Below are 19,227 nucleotides of genomic sequence, written 5' to 3' on the forward strand. Positions count from 1 at the left end.
GATGAGGTACAGCAAGCATAAAAAAGCCCAGTCATTATCGCTAAGACTGGGCTGTTAAAGCAGATAAATTACGCGTTAGTTAACGCGTTTTTCACGTCGCTAGGCTTCATCGGAATTTTACGTAAACGTACACCGACTGCATTGTAGATTGCATTGGCAATCGCTGGAGCAACAGGGGTTACTGCCGGTTCACCTAATCCAGATGGTGGCATTTTGCTTGTGATAAACTCGATTTTAACTTCTGGAGTTTGGCCTAAGCGCAGCGGGGTATAGGTATCGAAGTTTGAGTCTTTATACTGACCATTAAGCAGTTCAGTACCTTCATACAAGGCCATCGATAATCCCCACAATGCCGCGCCCTGACACTGAGCTTCAGCACCATTAGGGTCAACAATAATACCGGCATCGATGGCAATATAAAGCTTTTGCACATTGACAATACCGTTGCTTTTGTCGACATGAACTTGTACTGCACACGATACCCATGTTGGCATGTCACGTTCTTGACCAAAGGTTGATGCAATGCCAAGCGCTGTGTCTTTGGCTTGCGGAGTGCCCCAGCCAATCATCTCAGCAGCTTTTTTCAATACTGCGGCTTGGCGAGCCGCGCCACCTTCAGCAACGGGTGTGCTACCAGCATTTCTGCCTTCGGCAATGAGCATGTCTAGGCGGAACTGCAATGGATCTTTACCCGCGTGATGGGCAGCTTCATCCATAAAGCTTTCAACTGCCCAGCTTGTCCAACCCGGTCCAACAGAACGTAACCAACCTGGTCTGAAGGTCGCAATGGCCAGATCATTCGATACCGCGCGTACTTTTTGAGCACCAACAGTGTACCAATGGTCTGCTCCGGCAATCGAGAACGGATCATACGGTTCGCCATTGGTGCCTTTAGGCATAAAGCCTGGCGCTAATACTTGAGTTGGCCAACCTGCTGTGGCGTGATGTTCCATTGCGGTAACCGCTTTTTTATCATCAAATGCCATTTTGAGTTGTTGAACTGATGCAGAACGCGCGCTATCAAATAACATGTCTTGTGGACGCATCAGCACCATTTTAACCGGTTTACCGCCTAATGCTTTAGAGGTCAACGCCGCAGGAATGGTGTAATCGCCGTTAAGTCTGCGGCCAAAGCCACCGCCTAACATGTAGCTACGAATAACAATGTTAGCTTCTTCTTCGCCTAATGCCGTGGCTAATACGGGTAGAGTAAGTGATTGCCACTGACAACCTGAATGCACTTCCCATATACCGTCTTGGTTTTTAAATACCAGTGCATTAAGCGGTTCCATTTGCGCATGGAGTACTGTGCTGGTGATATATTCTTCTGCAATGGTACTTTTCGCGCTCGCAAATACAGGCCCAGTGTCAGAATTGCCTGTGTCTAAAATACTACCTTTGGTTTGGTCGCCAAGTAATTGCTTACCATGAGCAATAATGTCTGCTTCAGACACGTTGGCCGTTTTACCTGCATCCCATGTCACCTTTACCAGCTTCGAGGCTTTTTGGGCCGCATTAAAGCTGCTGGCGATAACCATTAACCAACCTGGTACACTGCCACTGGCATCTTCTAGTACGATAGTTTGCTGATAACCCTTTACTGCTTTTGCTGCAGAGTCATCAAACTTAACTACTTTAGAGCCATAACGAGTAGGGGGTAAAATAGGGTTGGCGTACACCATGCCATCAACTTTCGCATCGATACCAAATATGGTTTTACCGTTGGTCTTGTTGGCGATATCAAGAGAGGTCACCTGTTGGCCAACCAGTTTAAGATCGGCATTAGGCTTCAGCGGCAAGGTTTTCAGTTCTTCTTCAGTAAACTGACGCGTTAGGCCCATGGTGACTAATTCACCGTAAGACAGCTCGCCTTTACTTGAGATAACTTTACCGTTACTGGCTTTACAGTCTTTAGCGGCAATACCCCATTTTTTAGCTGCAGCTTCAATTAACGCTGTACGACCCGCAGCACCGGCTTGACGGTAAACCGGCCAACTTTGTGATATAGACCAACTGCCGCCGGTAACCATGTAACCCCAGCGTGGATCACTGTCGACATGGATAATTTCAATATCATCCCATGAGGCTTCCAGTTCATCAGCAAGAATACGAGCAATAGCGGTACCGACATGTTGGCCCATTTCTGAGCGCATAATGTTGACTTTAATTTTGCCGGCAGTATCGATTGAGTACCATAAAGACGGTTCGTAAATGTCACCTTCGCTTGGGAGTACTTTACCGTCAGGGCTAGCAGGATCCATTGCCGCCATCAAATGGCGAGGAAAACCAAAGCTGACACCTACCGCTGTCATGGCAATTAAAAAACCGCGGCGGGTTATACCCACCGATCCACGTTTAGGCAGTCTGCTCATCGTTGCTCTCCTTGATTGCGTTTGCTGCTTCATGAATGGCGCTGCGAATACGAACGTAGGTCATACAACGACATAAATTTCCGCCCATCACAGCGTCAATGTCTTTGTCTGAAGGCTCAGGAATGTCTTTTAGTAGTGCTGCAGCTTGCATAATTTGGCCCGACTGGCAGTAACCACACTGTGGTACCTGCAGTTTTTGCCAAGAAATTTGCAATGGATGATCACCCTTTTCAGAAAGCCCCTCAATCGTAGTGATTTCGGCTCCTTCAACTGACGATATAGGGGTTATACATGAACGTGTAGCTCGGCCGCCAACATGGACGGTACAGGCACCGCAGGTACCAATACCACAACCAAATTTGGTGCCAGTCATGTCCAGTTCATCACGAATAACCCACAGTAGAGGAGTATCACTCTCTACATCGGCAGTCATCGGTTTGCCGTTTAAAATAAATTTTGCCATTGTCACTTCTCCAGTGAAGTTAGTGCTCAAATCGGGGTTGATTACGGATCTCGCCCACTTGTTGTTGTAATTTAGGCCAGGTGTTTTCCCCAGCTGTTTGGCGCAAATAAGCTGCAATTGCGCTAATGTCTTCATCGCTAAGTGCATCACGGAAGCCTGGCATTACAACGCCGCTAATCCCTTGATCGCTGCGCACACCATCCAGTATTACGTTAATCAGGTTAGTTGGATCATTAAGATGTGTTGCCGAGCCGATAGTAATTAATGGGCGGCCTTTAACTAATTGGTCGCTGTTGTAGTGGCATGCTTGGCAAGCTGCCGCATATAAACGTGCACCTTCATCAATCCGCAGATCCGGTTGTTGATGTTGTGCCGCTATTGCTGCTTGTAACGTGCTACTTGAGTCTGGATCGTCGGTGTTATTGGTACGGGCAATTTCAGCAAAGTAGCCACTAATGGCTTCTATGTCGCTGTCTGGAAGAGCTGATAAGCCCTTGTGCATAACCGGCGCCATTGGACCTACCGCGCTACCATGGTAAGGCGAGTTACCGGTTGTAAGGTATTCGTAAAAGTCTTGTGCACGCCATGGGATAGGCGAAGTGCTAGTAGAGGTTAACGATGGTGCTATCCAACCATCAATGGCGGCACCTTGGTACATTTGTGCGTACTTTTCGCCGCCCAATGCATTACGTGGAGTATGACATGCACCACAGTGAGCAATACCTTCCGCTAAGTAAGCACCGCGATTCCATTCGGCAGATTGTTGGCTGTTGACCTCAAAAGATTGGGTATCAGCAAACAGCAGTTTCCAACCCGCTTGAAACCATCTTATATTGAGCGGAAACGGAATGCCGTTGTCTTTTTTTGCTTGGTTAACCGCCGGAACAGACGTCATGATGTAAGCATAAATCGCGTTAATGTCATCGTCGGTCATTTTATTAAAGTGTTCATAAGGGAACGCAGGCAATAAATGATGTCCATCGCGGCTCACACCCGTGCGCATGGCGCGAGCAAAAGCAGCTTGAGACCAGCTACCAATACCGGTTTCGACATCTGGAGTGATGTTACTTGAATAAATGGTGCCAAAGTCAGTATGCATTTCATAGTTACCAGCATAAGGAGTGCCACCTGGCGGTGTATGACAAGTACTGCAATAGCCTGCAGAAGCAAGCATTTTACCTTGTTCGATAACGTGTGGAGAATAATCTGTTTGAGTTGATTCGACGGGATCAATTGCAGGGTGCCAAGCATATATACTGAATATAGCTAGTCCAACAATAGCTGCGCCACATACGCTGTAAACGATGCGCTTTAGCATATTACATTGCCTTATTTTAAATAAAAAATGAGATAGAGAAGGGAATATTTCATCTGACATTCCCTGTTCGACTTTGTATTATTATTGTGATTGGTCAAATATTAATCCTAAGCAAGGGATGGCCCTTTGTCCAGCATTGATATTGACGGATCTTTTACTGTATTAGAATAAAATAATACAGCACTGTGCAGACGAGTAACATGAGGATTGTTAAATAAATAGCTTTAGTTAATCCACTGTTAATCCAGAGTTTTCAAGGTTGCTACTATGTTGCGTTAATCTTAGTGATCTATGATTAAAATGAGCGCCAATGCCAGATTCATAAAGTGTTGGATACATTAATGAAAAAGTGGTTATTAGCCATTAAGGCTTATGTCGATGTTTATCGACTATTTGCTCATCGGTGATCAGCTTATTTCATCGCCAAACAGCTATTTAATATTGTGGTTGTTTGCCTCGGCGATTGTTTTCCCTCGATATGATTGTTGACCATGATAATTTCCATAACCATGATTAAGCCACAATATATCGTTACAGCGCTGTTAGAGCACATTCAAACTGCTATTTCTAAAGGCTTGAGCACAATCAACTTGTATTTGGCAAAGATATTCTGGATAATTAATGCAAATCATTATCATTTGCGTTAAATGGCCGGAGATCGAAATAGATGGAACTTGTCAGTGTAGCTTCTTTATGGCTTGGTTGCTTGTTTGCCTATTTGGCATCTGACAAACAGCAGCTTGTTAGTTTACCTTTTCCCAAATTACTGGCTTGGTGCTTATGCGGTTTAGCGGTGTTATTTGCAGTGTGGGGGTTTAGCCATACTTACAGTGTATTCGTCGCCAGTTTAGTGGTGCTGATTTGCATGATGACCATGTGGATACTACTGGTGCTGGTGGCCTCGCACTATAAAGGTCGTAGCATCTGGGTCAGTTCGCTAGGCTTTGCGTTGTTTGTCAGTATCCTCCTTGTTGGGGTTAAATAACCGTGTGGCCTAAATCTATTGCTGCATTTTTATGGGGGTTATTACTGGCAATCAGTTTAATGCTCATTGTTTTTCGAATATTACCGGCTGCTGTAGATGTAAAACTATTCGTTGGGCTAATGCTGGGTTTTTGTGTGTGGGTTGGGGTGATGACATTTTGTTATAGCCGCAATAGCGCAAAAGCGGCGAGTGTCGTGTGCGCCAAATGGCTTGTGGCCAGTAGTCTTATCAATACGTTGTTATTTTATTCGCAAAACTAACTATTTTTTTTCAAACCTAAGTCATGAATAACTCAATGAAATCTGATTCTCCGGTACAGCACAAAGTCATTAAAAATCTCATCGAAGCCCACAGTTGGCTTGGGTTAATTATTTCACCTTTACTGTTTTTGGTATTTTGGGCTGGCGCGGTGACCTTGTTTCACGATGAAATCGCCCAGTGGGCCATTACGCCTCATCATCCAGTCGATAATACCCAAGCAGATATTCCTTTAGCGAAACTGGTACAGCAAAAGTTTGCTGAATACCCAGTAGATCAAGCTGGCCGTTTTCGAATAAATATGCCGACTGAGCTAGTACCTTATTATATTTTTTACTTCGATGTGTTTGGAGATGCTCCGCAATCGGACCGCCAGTCGATGGCGATATTGGTCGATCCTAAAAGCGGCGAAACCGTAGCGGGCAAAGATGACTTTTACTTATCGCAATTTATGTACCGTCTGCATTACAACCTCGATCTACCCGGTGGCAGTTATCTTATTGGTGTCGTGACGCTGATTTTTCTATTTGCACTCGTGTCTGGCATTTTTATCCATGCGCGTAAATTACTGAAACATTTCTTTTTGTATCGCGTTGATAAACAGCGCCGGGATAAATTACTCGATCTCCATACCGTAGTAGGGGTGATGACACTGCCTTTTACCTTGATGTATGCCCTAAGCGGCTTGATCCTTAACTTGGCCATAGTGTTTCAGCTGGCTTTTGTGGTGTTTATTTATCAGGGCGATCGACAAGCATTGTTTAACGATGCCGGTCTTAACCGTAGCAGCGAACCGCGAAGTGAAACGTCACTGGATATGAGCAATGCGTTTACTTTAATTGAACACACTACACAGCAATCGAATTTTGAGTTACGTAATATTATTTTCCACCATTACGGTGCTGAAAATGCCTTAGTACAAGTGCGTGGTACCGATACGGTTAATTTTGCTCAACGAGATGAAGTGACCTATCGGGTGCAGGATGGCACTGTGATGGATAAGGTTAATGCCGATAACTACAATGTGTTCCGCCAGGGTAGAGATGTACTAGTGACATTGCATTTTAGTAACTTTGCCGGCTTAGATATCCGTATTTTGTACTTTATTTTGGCGATGGCTATTAGTGCGATGATTGTTACCGGCAATATGTTATGGATAAATAAGCGCAGTGCTCAGCGCCAATCTTCACCGCGCAGTATTGCTATCGTAACCGCGATGACGATTGGTGGCTGCGGTGGCATTATTGTGGCGACAGCAGTTGGATTTTTGTGTGAACGACTATTACCTGCAACCCTATCTGGACGAGGTGAATGGTTAGTGGGGTGTTTTGTAACGTCACTATTACTCGTTATGTTGTGCAGTATAAAAGTGACTGATATTAAGCGTCATCTCAGCCAGTTGTTGTTAATCACCAGTGGCATATTAATCATCACGATTGTTGCAGATTGGCTGTTATTTTCTGAGCAAATAATAGCGTTATGGCAAAACGGTTATCATGGTGTCATCGGGATCCAAGTTGGCATGATGCTGGTAACGGCAGTGTGTTTATGGACTGTCAGTAAGCTAAGCGTATCACCTCGGTCGCAACCAGCCATGGCAAAAAACGTTACTCCTACTAATGGATAATGGAATGGGTATAAAGTTGAAGCTATTAAGCCTATGAAGGAACACTATCACAGGCTTAATTATCAACTAACCTCATCTAGGGTAAATCAAAAATCAGTGCAGTTGCTTGAGTGTCCGATGGATTAACCAAGGTCACCGTGGTCATGTCGGTGAGTTTAGCGCCATCACCTATTTTTAGCTGTTGATCTTCAATATTGAGCTCGCCAGCGACTTGATGAACATACACTTTACGGTCAGTCGCAATCTGATAGGTTATTTCAGATTTAGGCGCCAAAATCAGTTGTGACAATGTCGCATTTTGCTTGATTTGCAAGGTTCCGTTTTCACCCGTTGGCGTAGCAATCGTGGTTAGTCCTACTGCTTGACCAAAGTTTTTTTGTTGATATCCTGGTGTATTACCTAAAGCATTTGGCTGGATCCAAATTTGTAAAAACTTCAGTGGCTCTGTGGCGGATGCGTTGTACTCACTGTGAGTAATACCACTGCCAGCAGACATTAATTGGAACTCACCTGCAGGCAACACTTCAACATTGCCTTCACTGTCTTTATGGGCGATAGAGCCTTCAAGTACGTAGCTGATAATTTCCATGTCACGGTGGCCGTGAGTGGCAAATCCGGCACCAGGAGTGACACTGTCGTCATTGATCACTCGCAGTGCTGAAAAGCCCATGTGTTGTGGATCATAGTAGCTGCCAAATGAAAAACTGTGTTTGCTGTCTAACCAACCAAAGTTGGCTATTCCGCGCTCGCTTGCATGACGTAAGGTAATCATAATGTTGTTCCTATCGTTTAATGAATAAGTGATCAGTACGGAAAATTAAGACAGTTTGCTTACAATGGCTTTATCTAGCGCGACTTTGCCTGAACCTGATAGTGCAAGTGACACACTGGCAGCCAATAGTGCTAACGCAAATTCATAACCGTTGTTTGCCATAAATAAACCGTTGCTAATATGTACGCTAGCAATGGCGATAATCATGGTGAATGCTAATACAACCGCTGCTGGACGAGTCAATAAACCCAATAAGATGAACAGTCCGCCAACCAATTCAGCGCTACCGGCTAAGAAAGCCATTAACACGCCGGGCTCAATCCCAATCGATGCCATCCACTGTCCTGTACCTTCAAGGCCATAACCGCCAAACCAACCAAACAGTTTTTGCCCGCCATGAGCCATAAAAATAATCCCAACAGGTAAGCGTAATGCCAAAGTGCTAAAACCTGCAGTAGAGTTCGTGATGCGTTTAACGAGTGCTTTCATGGTATATATCCTCAATAAATTTAAACATTAATTGTTTCTAGTGAGCCTGTCTCACTGGTTGATAAGAAGTATATTGAGACTTGATTGAATAAAAAATCGGAATAAACTGACGTAAAGGTTCAAATTATTTGAATATGGAGAGTTGATGCAAAATCCGATTACTATTGACGCATTACGTGCCCTAGATGCGATTGAACGTAAGGGCAGCTTTGCTGCTGCAGCGGCATCGTTATATCGAGTACCGTCAGCGCTGACTTACACCATCAAAAAACTTGAAGATGATATGGGCACGGCGTTATTTGACCGCACAAAGCAAAAAGCACAACTGACGCCAGCAGGTAAAATTGTGTTAGAGCAAGGGCGGCAGATTTTGTTAGCCACCAATCGGTTGGTTGATTCTGTGCAGCAATTAGAGTCTGGTTGGGAAACTGAAATTCGGCTATCACGCGACACGGTCATCCCCCAGGGGACGTTGTTTCAATTAATTGAACAATTTAATCAGCTAGAACACTCGGTCGACATTAGTGTCGATGTTGAAGCCGTCGGTGGTGGTTGGGATGCATTGCACAGCCGACGCGCCGATATTGTGATTGGTGCGTCTGGTGAGTTACCAAGAGGTGTATTTCAAACCCATAAAATAGGCGAAATTGAATTTGTATTTGCCGTAGCGCCATATCATCCATTGGCGTTTGTTGATGGCGTATTAGAAGCCGACAAACTAACTGACTATGCTTCGGTGGTGGTCGCCGATACATCACAACTTTTACCTACTCGCAGTAGTGGCCTTTTTAAAAGCAAACAAGTGATTAAAGTTAACACCATGGAAACCAAGATAGCAGCACAGTTACAAGGACTAGGTATTGGTTTTGTACCCAGACACATGGTGCAATGCTACTTTGATAGTGGTGAGTTGATTGAAAAAATGTGTTCAATTCCAAGACCGAATCAAAGTTTGTACATTGCTTGGCATAAAGACCATCAAGGCCGTGCATTTGACTGGTTTGTGGAGCATTTACCTAAAGCCGATTGGGGTTTATAACATCTGAATGTGAGCACAATGATAGCGACCAATGTGAGATCGCAGATACGAGCTCACATTGGTGCTTATCGATCCCATCGTGATGTTGAATATCAGCGTTGATGTCGTTGCTTAACTATTTTTTTAACTATTCTTTTAACTACTCGCTTGAATACTCACTTGAGCATTCTTGCTAGCGTTAGTTTTCTTGTCTAGTGAGCCACTGAAACGTGTTAATGCTAGGGCAATAACCACAATCACCGCACCAACCCAAGGTGTATGCATTAGGCCAGCGTTAGCCACAATCAGCCCGCCACCCCAAGACCCAAGTGCAATACCGATATTAAAAGCGGCAATATTTAATCCTGAAGCCACATCAACGGCGTCGGGTGTGTACTTCTGTGCAAGGGAAACTACGTAAACTTGTAGCCCAGGTACATTACCAAATGCAAATGCGCCCCAGACCAAAATGGTGATCACAGCGGCAATAGGGTTAACCGCAGTAAAGTTAAATATCACTAATATGGTCGCAAGACCGCTGAAAATAATACTTAACGCTTTAATTGGGCCCATTTTATCGGCCATTTTTCCGCCCCAAATATTACCAATAGCGACCGATACCCCGTACACCAACATGATTAAGCCAATAGATTGAGATTCAAAACCAGACACTTGCTCTAAAATGGGAGCTAAAAAAGTAAAGGCCGTGAATGTGCCGCCATAACCTAATGCGGTAATGGCATAGACCAGTAATAACCGTGGTTGAGTGAGTACTTTTAATTGCGATGATAATTTTGCCGCGGGTGGCTGAGGTAAATTATTAGGAACCAACAAGCTACTGCCTATCAAGGCTACAAACCCAAGAATTGCGACAGTTAAAAAAGTGGCTTGCCAGCCAAAGGTTTGGCCAATGTAGGTGCCCAAAGGGACGCCTGTCACTAAGGCTACAGTTAACCCCGTAAACATAATGGCAATCGCACTGGCGGCTTTTTCTTTGGGTACTAACCCAGTGGCAATGGTTGAGCCAATAGAGAAAAATACTCCGTGGGCTAACCCAGTGATAATGCGTGCAGCGATTAAGGTTTCGTAACCGGGCGCTTGCCAAGCCAATAGATTACCCGCAACAAATAAACTCATTACCGCCAGCAATACGTGTTTGCGATTCCATTTACCGGTTAATGCGGTGAGTACAGGTGCGCCAATGGCGACACCTAATGCGTAAAGACTGACCAATAAGCCAGCCGATGGTAATGATACGTTCAGATCTTGTGCCATTGTGGGGATTAATCCCACAATGACAAATTCGGTGGTTCCAATAGCAAAGGCGCTAAGCGTCAATGCGAGTAAAGCTAACGGCATAATGTGTTCCTCTTAGGTTGTCGCTAGGATTTACCGTCGCGATAAATGTGTCAGTCAGTTGATGGGCGTCATTATTGATTAGATTTACGTTGTTAAAAACAGTATGTTTAGCAAATGACTTTTGCTATAAATGCAATAAAAAATGATGTTAGAGCGACTCTTTAGATCGACACAGCACAAGATGAGGTATGCATGCTTACGCGTTCAGATGATTTAGATATATTGCTGATGGTGGTCGATAGTGGCGGGTTTTCTGCGGCGGCCGACGCACTCAATATTCAGGTTGCACGAGTGTCACGTGCGGTAAGTAAAATAGAGCAACAGCTCGGGGTCACCATTCTCAATCGTACCACTCGGCGTGTTGAGTTAACCGATGAAGGCCGCCAATTTGTCGAATCTGTTCGGGGTGGATTACAACAATTACAACGCGCAGAAGATGAACTCGTACGTCGTGGTGAACTACCACAAGGACGTTTGCGTGTGGACGCGGCAAGTCCGTTTGTGTTTCATCAATTAGTGCCTTTGATGAAAGATTTTCGAGCCGCTTATCCAGACATTGAATTAGCATTGACCTCGAACGAGGGCTATGTCGATTTACTTGAAAAGCGTACCGATGTGGCCATTAGAATCGGTAAGCTGGCAGACTCAACCTTGCATGCTCGACCATTAGGTAAAAGTGCCTTACATATTGTTGCCTCCGCTGAGTATTTAGCGCGTAGAGGTGTGCCACAAAAAGTGTCTGATTTGGCTTGCCACGAGTTACTTGGGTTTACCGAACCTAAAATATTGAATCACTGGCCGCTAAAAGGTTACGATGTTATTACCCCTACCATCAGCACCAGCAATGGAGAAACCTTGCGTCAACTAGCACTGGCAGGTAATGGCATTGCGTGTCTTTCAGGTTTTATGATTAATGATGATCTCGCGGCGGGTCGGTTAGTGCCCATACTTCAGTCGGAGAAGTTTACTCACATAGAACGTGAACAAGTGAATGCGGTGTATTACAAATCGTCTATTGTGGCGCGACGTATTTCTGCATTTATTGAGTTTATTCAACCAAGATTAACCTTATAACTAAGGGCTCAATTTAATCGTGTGTAGATATTTGCAGTTTGAGCAAAACAGATTTGCTTGGTTGACGGTTTATTTCTGTTGTTAGTTGGCGCACAGTGTTGGTTCAGATACCGTTTTTAGGAAGACAATATGACCACTATTCCATTGTTAGGCACAGGTACCTTCAGACTTAAAGATCAACTGGCATTTGATTCAGTGTTAATGGCGCTAAAGCAGGGTTCTCGCCACATTGATACCGCTCAGATTTACGCCAATGAGAAACAAGTTGGTGATGCAATTAAAGCATCGGGTATCGCAAGAGCTGATATTTTTCTCACCACTAAGGTGTGGACGGATCGTTTTGCCCACGACAAACTTATTCAAAGCGTGCATGACAGCTTGGCTTTATTGCAAACCGATTATGTGGATTTGTTACTGATACATTGGCCGTTACGCGATGATTCAGTACCTATGCGAGAGTATTTACTGGCATTAAAAGAGGTGCAAGATGCTGGTTTAGCGAAACACATTGGCGTGTCTAATTTCACTATGGCCCAGGTTACACAAGCGATTGAGATTTTAGGTACCGACGCAATATTCACTAATCAGGTTGAAGTACATCCATATTTGCAAAATAACCGACTGGTCGAATTTTGTCAGCAGCACAATATTATGGTGACTGGTTATATGCCATTTGCCTATGGTGCGGTATTAACCGACGACACTATTGTCGCGATTGCGAAGAAACACCAAATGACACCCGCCCAAGCGGTATTAGTGTGGATGCGCCAAAAAGGTTATGTCACTATTCCATCGTCAACTAAGCTGGTAAATGTTCAAGCTAATATTGCCTCATTAGCGTTATCGCTTCCGTCTGAAGACATGGCGGCGATCGATAAGTTAGACCGAAATCATCGTGTGGCGGCGCCTGACTTTAGCCCCGATTGGGATCAATAATTTATCAGCGAATGTGCCAATAGCTTAAGTGCCCACGCAGTTTGCACTCACCATTAGATTATTTATATATCAAGTATCCACGCCGACATGAGTGTTCATATTGGCGTTTTTTATTTTCAGGGTTATTGGCCACTTGACATAGGTGTAAGACATAGGTTTACAGTCGTTGCATATACTCAATAGATTTATTTATGTAGATCTTATTATTTAATACAGTCGTTACCCCAAGGAGTGATTATGCAAGTCAGTGAACTCGCAACGTTATTGGGTGTTACCACAGACACAATTCGTTTTTACACCCGAATCGGCCTGCTCGCACCAACAAAATCGCCTAGCAATGGTTATAAATACTATCGTGACAAAGAAGTGTCGCGGATGCGATTTATTATGAGTGCCAGAAACTTAGGTTTTTCGGTGGATGAAATTAAAGTGATTTTTTCCAAAACTGATCACGGTGAAAGCGCTTGTACCATGGTGAAGCAGCTTATTAGCCAAAAGTTGGCCGAAACTGAAATACTGTTTAATGAAACGTTAAAGCTACGTAATAAGCTGACTCAAGCCGTAAGTGAGTGGGAAAATCTGCCAGCATTGGCGCCTACAGGTGCCATGATTTGTCACTTGATTGAGGGATTTGATCCAAACCATGAAACCCCTTGTCAGGTTAGTGATAAGGAGTCTTTGTGATGAATACCCAAACAACAACACAATTATTGATAGAGGGTGCAGGTTGTGCCAGCTGTGTTGGCAAAATTGAGAAAGCCCTTAAAACAGTCGCGCAAGTAGAGCAGGCTGAAATGAACTTTGCTGATCGCAGTGTGATGGTCACCGGAGAGGTTGAAGTCGCTAGTTTGCTTGAGGCCGTTGAAAAAGCCGGTTATCACGCTATTTTGATTAACGATCAAGGTGGTGCAGATGCTATTGATGAGAAAGAACAGGCAGATGCAATATATTATAAAAGCCTAATAAAACACACTATTGTCGCATTGGCAGTGGGTATCCCACTGATGATTTATGGTTTGTTTATTGGTGACATGACCGTTACTAACCCAATACAACAGCTGGTTTGGGGAGCAATTGGTATACTGACCTTAGGGATAATGTTCTTCTCCGGCAAGCATTTTTATACTGGCGCATGGAAATCATTTACTCATCATAGTGCCAATATGGACACCTTAATTGCGCTCGGAACAGGCACTGCGTGGGTTTACTCTATGGTGGTGGTATTTGCACCAGATTTATTGCCAGAAATGGCGCGCCATGTCTATTTTGAAGCAACCGCGATGATCATTGGTTTAATCAATCTTGGACTCGCGTTAGAGGTCAAGGCGCGCGGTAAAACCTCGGCAGCGATTAAGCGCTTAATTGGTTTACAAGCTAAAACGGCTAGAGTGATCCGCAATGGTAAAGCGGTCGATATCGATATTGCCTTGGTGCAATTAAACGATAAAGTCAGTGTTCGACCAGGTGAAAAAATTCCCGTAGATGGTGTGGTCGTTGAGGGGAGTAGTTTTATTGATGAATCGATGTTGACGGGTGAACCTATTCCGGTTGAAAAAAGTGTTAATGATGATGTGGTCGCAGGTACATTAAACAAACTGGGATCACTTACTTTTACCGCCACACGAGTCGGTAAAGATACCGCTTTGGCGCACATTATTACTATGGTTAAACGGGCGCAGAACTCCAAACCGCCAATTGGTCGAATGGCAGATGTTATTTCGAGCTATTTTGTTCCTGCAATGATGATTATTGCCATTATCAGCGCCATGGTATGGCTTAATTTTGGGCCTGAACCCTCTGTGGGATACGCCATAGTGTCGGCGATGACAATTTTAATCATCGCTTGTCCGTGTGCGTTAGGGTTAGCAACACCCATGTCGGTGATGGTGGGTGTAGGTAAAGCCGCTGAATCTGGCGTGCTTATTCGTAATGGTGAAGCTCTGCAAACGGCATCGACTATTACCACCATGATTTTAGATAAAACCGGCACGATTACCGAAGGCGCGCCAAAAATCACCGATATCATCGTGGTCAATGGTCGCGAACAAGAACAAGTATTGCAACTGGCGGCAAGTATTGAGCAACATTCCGAGCATCCACTTGCACAGGCCGTTGTTCAAGCCGCAGCGGATAAGGGATTAACCTTATTCAATGTTGAAAATTTTACTGCTATTGCAGGATTTGGTGTCCAAGCTCAGTATCAATCGACTCAGTTATTATTTGGTAATGAAAAATTAATGCGCGAAAAAGGCATAGTCTTAAGCGATTATCAACAGCAAGCACAAGCGTTGGCAGCAGACGCCAAAACGCCAATGTATTTTGCTATCGACGGTGAACTCGCAGCAGTGATTGCCGTGGCTGACCCGATTAAAGCAGACTCTGTTGCCGCCATCGCAAGGCTTAAAAGCAGTGGCATTAAGGTCATTATGCTTACCGGAGATAACCACGCGACAGCCGCAGCTGTGGCTGCCAAAGTGGGTGTCGATGACTTTTTTGCCGACGTATTACCGCAAGATAAAGCCAATAAAGTGGCCGAATTACAAGCATTAGGTGAGGTGGTTGGCATGACTGGTGATGGCATTAATGATGCACCTGCGTTGGCGCTAGCCAATGTCGGCTTTGCTATTGGCACCGGAACCGACGTCGCGATTGAAAGTGCCGACATAACGCTAATGCGAGGATCGCTACACGGTTTGGCAGATGCCATCGCGGTGAGTAAGGCGACTTTAGGCAATATTAGACAAAACCTAGTCGGCGCGTTTATTTACAATATGGCGGGTATACCGCTTGCTGCTGGGGTGTTATTTCCGGTGTTTGGCGTATTACTTAACCCTGTGGTTGCTGGTGCTGCGATGGCATTTTCATCATTAACAGTGGTGAGCAACGCCAATCGTTTGCGCTTTTTTAGCCCTCAACAACACTAGGAGTGAATGATGCTATTAATTAATTTATTTTGTGTGGCATTAATTGCCATTATCGTTTGGTGGTTTTGGTTGTATAAACCCAAAGCGACCACTCATCAAGCAAGTAACGCTATTGTGGTTAAAGACGGGGTTTACTCCCCAGCAAGGATAACTGTGCCGGCCAATACCGCGACGCAATTAACCTTTTTACGCCAAGACAAAGCAGGGTGTTCGGCCAGTTTGTTATTTCCAGACTTAGACATTAGCGAAGAGCTACCACTGGATAAATCTGTGGTAATTTCGCTGCCAGCATTAGCCAAAGGTGAGTATCCGTTTCATTGCCAAATGCAGATGTATAAAGGGGTATTACTGGTTGAGTAAACCTAGATAGTAGCCATGCTAAGCAGGTATCACTCTCACCTTGATGCTTGTCGCTAGGCACATAAACTTTCAAAAAAGCCACACAATTACGTAAGTTAACATCTGTTTATTCAAGATGCTTACTTGCGTAATTGGTGATATTCTGAGGATTCATTTACAACTGATTTTTCGATGACATCATGATACGACGTTTAATGGATTACTTTCGCTTAGTGTTGTTTATTTGTGGTGTCTTGATTGGTATTCAAGTCCCTGCTTTTGTCGAACAATACGGCCAACGACTCGAAGCTCATCAGCTTGAAGCTAAACTCAGTTTGGCAGAATTTCAACGTGATGCAGACCGTTTTTTTGCTGGAGACATCAGTAAACTTATCCTTCACTATCAACAAAATAACGATCCGGTGTTTAGTGCCGGTGGTGAAAGTATTGAGTCAATATACCAACGTTATACATCACTCACCGAAGCGTTGAGTCGTTTTCATCAACACAGTTATAGTCCTTATCAGCAAATAGCATTAGCCCCACAAAAAGACATTCAAGCTGAGGTCTGGCAGGCTTATAGCCATGTGATTTTATTGAAACCAGAGGCGATTGCCATTGGGTTGCTGCTAGGGTTATTGATCTCGATATTGTGTGAATCAGTATTATCTATTTTGTATTTGGGTTGTCGTAGGGTATTTTCCCCAAGGTAACCTTTCTGTTTAACAAGGGTTAATAGCCTCTAATAATCAAGGAAATATTATGATCGCTACAGGACAATCTTTACCAAAAGCTACCTTAAGCCAACTGACAAAAGACGGCATGGTTAATCACGATGTTACTGAGCTTTTCGCCGGTAAAAAAGTGGTATTGTTTGCTGTACCAGGTGCATTTACACCAACCTGTTCAGAAGCTCATTTGCCAGGTTTTGTTGTACTTGCAGACGAGTTTAAAGCTAAAGGTGTTGACCTTATTGCTTGTGTTGCAGTTAATGATGCATTCGTAATGAAAGCATGGGGTGAAGCCCAAAATGCTTCTGAATTAATGATGCTAGCCGACGGTGATGCAAGCTTTGCTAAAGGGTTAGGCTTAGAAATGGATACCGCCGGTTTTGGTGGCGTTCGTTCACAGCGTTATGCGATGGTGATCGACAATGGCGTGGTGACTTTACTGAATGTTGAGGAAGGTAAGTCATTTGAAGTCAGCACTGCTGAAGCAGTAATGGCTGCACTGTAATCTATATTATGTCTCAGTAATAGAGACTTAACAGTACAGTAAAATGGGCGCCAATATGGCGCCCATTTTTATGATTAAAACAGCGATACCGCAAATTTGTCAGTATTGATTATCCGCGGATGCCTAAGTGTTGTTCAATATTATCGACACTGTTACTGACCTCAAGCGCAATCGTTTCACTTTGTTCAAACGCATCTTTAGCATGCAGCATTAGGCTATCCATCGCGATGACAAATTCATCAAGATGTCCCACCTGTTGCTTAGCATGTTCACTCCCTTGGTTCGCACTGCTCGCCATCTCTTGAGCTTGCTGTTGTACTTGCAACGCAACATCTAACAAACTCTGGGCTCGACCTTTCTGCTGTGCAGATGCTTCGCTGATGTCGTTTACGCTGTGGCTAAGTGCTGTGTTAGAGCGGGTTAGTTGCTCGAAAATAGCCATTATGTCTTTTAATGATTGTTGAGTCCGTTGCGATAAACTGCGCACTTCATCGGCCACCACCGCAAAACCACGACCTTGCTCACCTGCACGAGCGGCTTCAATGGCGGCATTTAAGGCCAATAAGTTAGTTTGGTCGGCGATATTACTAATAACATCCACAATTTTAGCCGCGTCGTTAACTGATGTACTGAGTTGGGTTAGTGAGTGGTTACATTGATTGACCTTGGTTAACGTATGATCGGTCGCATCTAACACCGCTTGGGCTTCTTTTTGGCTTGCTTGCATATCATGCATGGTTTGTTCTGCACTGGCAGTTACTAAACTAGACGACCGGTTTACTTCATTTGCAAGAGTAATTAAATCAGCGGTTTGTGATTGCGTTTGTTGTACCACATGTTGCGTTTGTTGCGTGCTAGTTGATAAGAAACCAATTTTGGCGACTAGCTCACTCAATGAGTTAGACACCTGTGCCATATTACTTTTTTGTTGTTCGTCATCTTGTTCAAATCGCTGTAAAAGGCGATTAAAGTGTGCCGCAATTTGGCCTGTTTCACATTGGCTGGTCACGGGTAATGGTTCACGTTGATTCGATTCGCTTAACATTGAAAAAGCATGATTTAAACGTTTAAGTGGGCTAACGACTCGACGTTGTTGTAATACTAAATAACCAATAGAAAACAATGCTATCAATGTCACCATGGTGTATAGCAGCCACTGTAAACGGATTTTAAGTTGTTCATCGGTTACGGCTTGCGTGTCGGCTAGTGTCACCAGTTGTTGTTCCACTAGGCTGGTGGCGTTTATTAGCGCTGCTTGTACCTGTTGATTATCGCTGAGCATTTGCTTGGTATTACTCACTTCTTTGCTATAGCGTTGGGTCAAACTGAGTAATTCTGCCCGTGGGGTTTCACCGGTTTCAATACGTTCCGGTTCGTCATCACCTAAGGCGAATTCATCCACTTCTTCGGTGCGATAAATACCCAGCAAAGATAGCTTCTCCAAATCGTCATGCCATGTATTGAGGGCATTAATTGAAAAATTAAGACTATTACTGACTCCGGTATCTTGATCAATCAATAAGGCCTGAGTCTGTTGTGATAATTGATAAACTAAGCTGGGTAACTTAAGGCTAAGCGCAAGATATTGCTGCGCGGTATTTGAGTCATTTGGAGCTGATTGGGCATAGCGATGTAAACTACCGCTGTAATCGAGCATTTCTGATTCAGCAAAAGCCAGTAGTTGGCGTGGGTTACCGGCCAGTTTTCCTGCTGCACGGTATTTAGTGTCTAAGTCGCCAATTAATTGAGTCATTAAGGTGGTCAGTGAAGCACTATCAAGCTGCGGGTGAGCAGAATGTAACTGGGTAATATTGACGGTTATGCGGGTTATATCACTACGGGCTTGTTCGAGATAATTGCTTTGCCCTGTTTGTAAGTAGCTATCAATATTCCGGCGAACATCATATTGAAAGGTATGTTGAATATGTTGTAAATCGAGGTTTAATTTTTCACTCGTTTGTCGTTGTTGGTTACTCCATAACACAGTGGCAGCGAGCAATGCCGCAAGCACTAATAATAAGGCGGATGCACTAAGGGATAGGGTTGATATCTTCATA

General features: G+C 44.1%; 18 protein-coding genes. 11 read left to right on the forward strand and 7 right to left on the reverse strand.

The window, feature by feature from the left end; all coding sequences use genetic code 11:
- Positions 1–68 precede the first annotated feature (68 nt).
- The 3 genes from HNW13_RS15335 to HNW13_RS15345 are packed head-to-tail and all read right to left on the reverse strand — an operon-like array spanning position 69 to position 4,153.
- The gene (locus tag HNW13_RS15335; protein ID WP_192113981.1) at positions 69–2,372 is read right to left on the reverse strand and encodes a molybdopterin cofactor-binding domain-containing protein; all 2,304 of its coding nucleotides are present in this window, start codon (positions 2,370–2,372) and stop codon (positions 69–71) included.
- Complete coding sequence (locus HNW13_RS15340; protein ID WP_101084828.1) at positions 2,356–2,835, reverse strand: (2Fe-2S)-binding protein; 480 nt, start codon at positions 2,833–2,835, stop codon at positions 2,356–2,358. Before HNW13_RS15340 ends, HNW13_RS15335 begins: the two co-directional genes overlap by 17 nt.
- A gap of 19 nt (positions 2,836–2,854) precedes the next feature.
- The gene (locus HNW13_RS15345; RefSeq protein WP_192113982.1) at positions 2,855–4,153 is read right to left on the reverse strand and encodes a cytochrome c; all 1,299 of its coding nucleotides are present in this window, start codon (positions 4,151–4,153) and stop codon (positions 2,855–2,857) included.
- Positions 4,154–4,820: 667 nt separating this feature from the next.
- Between HNW13_RS15345 and HNW13_RS15350 the strand changes: the two genes are divergently transcribed.
- Genes HNW13_RS15350 through HNW13_RS15360 form a run of 3 tightly spaced genes read left to right on the forward strand, consistent with a single transcriptional unit; the run spans position 4,821 to position 7,023 of the window.
- A complete protein-coding gene (locus HNW13_RS15350; RefSeq protein WP_101084830.1) occupies positions 4,821–5,138 on the forward strand; it encodes a hypothetical protein in 318 nt (105 codons plus the stop codon).
- A gap of 2 nt (positions 5,139–5,140) precedes the next feature.
- Positions 5,141–5,398 (forward strand): hypothetical protein, encoded by a 258-nt coding sequence (locus HNW13_RS15355; RefSeq protein ID WP_101084831.1) that lies wholly within the window; start codon positions 5,141–5,143, stop codon positions 5,396–5,398.
- A gap of 35 nt (positions 5,399–5,433) precedes the next feature.
- On the forward strand, positions 5,434–7,023 hold the full coding sequence (locus HNW13_RS15360) for a PepSY-associated TM helix domain-containing protein (RefSeq protein ID WP_192113983.1): 1,590 nt from the start codon (positions 5,434–5,436) through the stop codon (positions 7,021–7,023).
- Between the two features lie 76 nt (positions 7,024–7,099).
- Here the strand turns inward: HNW13_RS15360 and HNW13_RS15365 are convergent, their stop codons facing one another.
- Both HNW13_RS15365 and HNW13_RS15370 read right to left on the reverse strand, forming a co-directional pair.
- Positions 7,100–7,795: a pirin family protein gene (locus HNW13_RS15365; protein WP_162022041.1), complete on the reverse strand. Its 696-nt coding sequence runs from the start codon at positions 7,793–7,795 to the stop codon at positions 7,100–7,102.
- 45 nt (positions 7,796–7,840) lie between these two features.
- Positions 7,841–8,284: a DoxX family protein gene (locus tag HNW13_RS15370; RefSeq protein ID WP_101084834.1), complete on the reverse strand. Its 444-nt coding sequence runs from the start codon at positions 8,282–8,284 to the stop codon at positions 7,841–7,843.
- Positions 8,285–8,429: 145 nt separating this feature from the next.
- Between HNW13_RS15370 and HNW13_RS15375 the strand changes: the two genes are divergently transcribed.
- Positions 8,430–9,323 carry a LysR family transcriptional regulator gene (locus HNW13_RS15375; RefSeq protein WP_162022042.1) on the forward strand — a complete coding sequence of 298 codons (894 nt, stop codon included), beginning with the start codon at positions 8,430–8,432 and terminating at the stop codon, positions 9,321–9,323.
- Between the two features lie 135 nt (positions 9,324–9,458).
- Here the strand turns inward: HNW13_RS15375 and HNW13_RS15380 are convergent, their stop codons facing one another.
- The gene (locus HNW13_RS15380) at positions 9,459–10,661 is read right to left on the reverse strand and encodes an MFS transporter (protein ID WP_192113984.1); all 1,203 of its coding nucleotides are present in this window, start codon (positions 10,659–10,661) and stop codon (positions 9,459–9,461) included.
- Positions 10,662–10,853: 192 nt separating this feature from the next.
- Here HNW13_RS15380 and HNW13_RS15385 point away from each other — a divergent pair, with 192 nt between their 5' ends.
- The 7 genes from HNW13_RS15385 (at position 10,854) to HNW13_RS15415 (ending at position 17,170) form a co-directional block, all read left to right on the forward strand.
- Positions 10,854–11,735 (forward strand): LysR family transcriptional regulator, encoded by an 882-nt coding sequence (locus tag HNW13_RS15385; protein WP_182743406.1) that lies wholly within the window; start codon positions 10,854–10,856, stop codon positions 11,733–11,735.
- A 129-nt stretch (positions 11,736–11,864) separates the two neighbouring features.
- Complete coding sequence (dkgB, locus tag HNW13_RS15390) at positions 11,865–12,671, forward strand: 2,5-didehydrogluconate reductase DkgB (protein ID WP_192113985.1); 807 nt, start codon at positions 11,865–11,867, stop codon at positions 12,669–12,671.
- A gap of 237 nt (positions 12,672–12,908) precedes the next feature.
- On the forward strand, positions 12,909–13,355 hold the full coding sequence (locus HNW13_RS15395; protein WP_101084838.1) for a MerR family transcriptional regulator: 447 nt from the start codon (positions 12,909–12,911) through the stop codon (positions 13,353–13,355).
- Positions 13,355–15,595, forward strand: coding sequence for a heavy metal translocating P-type ATPase (locus HNW13_RS15400; RefSeq protein WP_101084839.1), 2,241 nt, complete (start codon positions 13,355–13,357; stop codon positions 15,593–15,595). Before HNW13_RS15395 ends, HNW13_RS15400 begins: the two co-directional genes overlap by 1 nt.
- 9 nt (positions 15,596–15,604) lie before the next feature.
- Positions 15,605–15,955, forward strand: a complete 351-nt coding sequence (locus tag HNW13_RS15405) for a cupredoxin domain-containing protein (RefSeq protein WP_162024249.1) — start codon at positions 15,605–15,607, stop codon at positions 15,953–15,955.
- A gap of 179 nt (positions 15,956–16,134) precedes the next feature.
- Positions 16,135–16,647, forward strand: a complete 513-nt coding sequence (locus HNW13_RS15410; RefSeq protein WP_101084841.1) for a DUF2937 family protein — start codon at positions 16,135–16,137, stop codon at positions 16,645–16,647.
- A gap of 49 nt (positions 16,648–16,696) precedes the next feature.
- Positions 16,697–17,170: a peroxiredoxin gene (locus HNW13_RS15415; protein WP_162022045.1), complete on the forward strand. Its 474-nt coding sequence runs from the start codon at positions 16,697–16,699 to the stop codon at positions 17,168–17,170.
- A gap of 109 nt (positions 17,171–17,279) precedes the next feature.
- Here the strand turns inward: HNW13_RS15415 and HNW13_RS15420 are convergent, their stop codons facing one another.
- The gene (locus HNW13_RS15420) at positions 17,280–19,226 is read right to left on the reverse strand and encodes a methyl-accepting chemotaxis protein (RefSeq protein ID WP_192113986.1); all 1,947 of its coding nucleotides are present in this window, start codon (positions 19,224–19,226) and stop codon (positions 17,280–17,282) included.
- Position 19,227: the final 1 nt, after the last annotated feature.

Source organism: Shewanella sp. BF02_Schw, assembly GCF_014596695.2.
Taxonomy (GTDB): Bacteria; Pseudomonadota; Gammaproteobacteria; order Enterobacterales; family Shewanellaceae; genus Shewanella.

Bases quoted from the DNA above. Each gene is read 5' to 3' on its own strand.
- HNW13_RS15340 (WP_101084828.1), bottom strand. From the start codon at position 2,835: ATGGCAAAATTTATTTTAAACGGCAAACCGATGACTGCCGATGTAGAG.
- HNW13_RS15395 (WP_101084838.1), top strand. From the start codon at position 12,909: ATGCAAGTCAGTGAACTCGCAACGTTATTGGGTGTTACCACAGACACA.
- HNW13_RS15410 (WP_101084841.1), top strand. From the start codon at position 16,135: ATGATACGACGTTTAATGGATTACTTTCGCTTAGTGTTGTTTATTTGT.
- HNW13_RS15415 (WP_162022045.1), top strand. From the start codon at position 16,697: ATGATCGCTACAGGACAATCTTTACCAAAAGCTACCTTAAGCCAACTG.
- HNW13_RS15405 (WP_162024249.1), top strand. From the start codon at position 15,605: ATGCTATTAATTAATTTATTTTGTGTGGCATTAATTGCCATTATCGTT.
- HNW13_RS15375 (WP_162022042.1), top strand. From the start codon at position 8,430: ATGCAAAATCCGATTACTATTGACGCATTACGTGCCCTAGATGCGATT.
- HNW13_RS15400 (WP_101084839.1), top strand. From the start codon at position 13,355: ATGAATACCCAAACAACAACACAATTATTGATAGAGGGTGCAGGTTGT.
- HNW13_RS15360 (WP_192113983.1), top strand. From the start codon at position 5,434: ATGAAATCTGATTCTCCGGTACAGCACAAAGTCATTAAAAATCTCATC.
- dkgB (WP_192113985.1), top strand. From the start codon at position 11,865: ATGACCACTATTCCATTGTTAGGCACAGGTACCTTCAGACTTAAAGAT.
- HNW13_RS15345 (WP_192113982.1), bottom strand. From the start codon at position 4,153: ATGCTAAAGCGCATCGTTTACAGCGTATGTGGCGCAGCTATTGTTGGA.
- HNW13_RS15420 (WP_192113986.1), bottom strand. From the start codon at position 19,226: ATGAAGATATCAACCCTATCCCTTAGTGCATCCGCCTTATTATTAGTG.
- HNW13_RS15365 (WP_162022041.1), bottom strand. From the start codon at position 7,795: ATGATTACCTTACGTCATGCAAGCGAGCGCGGAATAGCCAACTTTGGT.
- HNW13_RS15380 (WP_192113984.1), bottom strand. From the start codon at position 10,661: ATGCCGTTAGCTTTACTCGCATTGACGCTTAGCGCCTTTGCTATTGGA.
- HNW13_RS15335 (WP_192113981.1), bottom strand. From the start codon at position 2,372: ATGAGCAGACTGCCTAAACGTGGATCGGTGGGTATAACCCGCCGCGGT.
- HNW13_RS15350 (WP_101084830.1), top strand. From the start codon at position 4,821: ATGGAACTTGTCAGTGTAGCTTCTTTATGGCTTGGTTGCTTGTTTGCC.
- HNW13_RS15370 (WP_101084834.1), bottom strand. From the start codon at position 8,284: ATGAAAGCACTCGTTAAACGCATCACGAACTCTACTGCAGGTTTTAGC.
- HNW13_RS15385 (WP_182743406.1), top strand. From the start codon at position 10,854: ATGCTTACGCGTTCAGATGATTTAGATATATTGCTGATGGTGGTCGAT.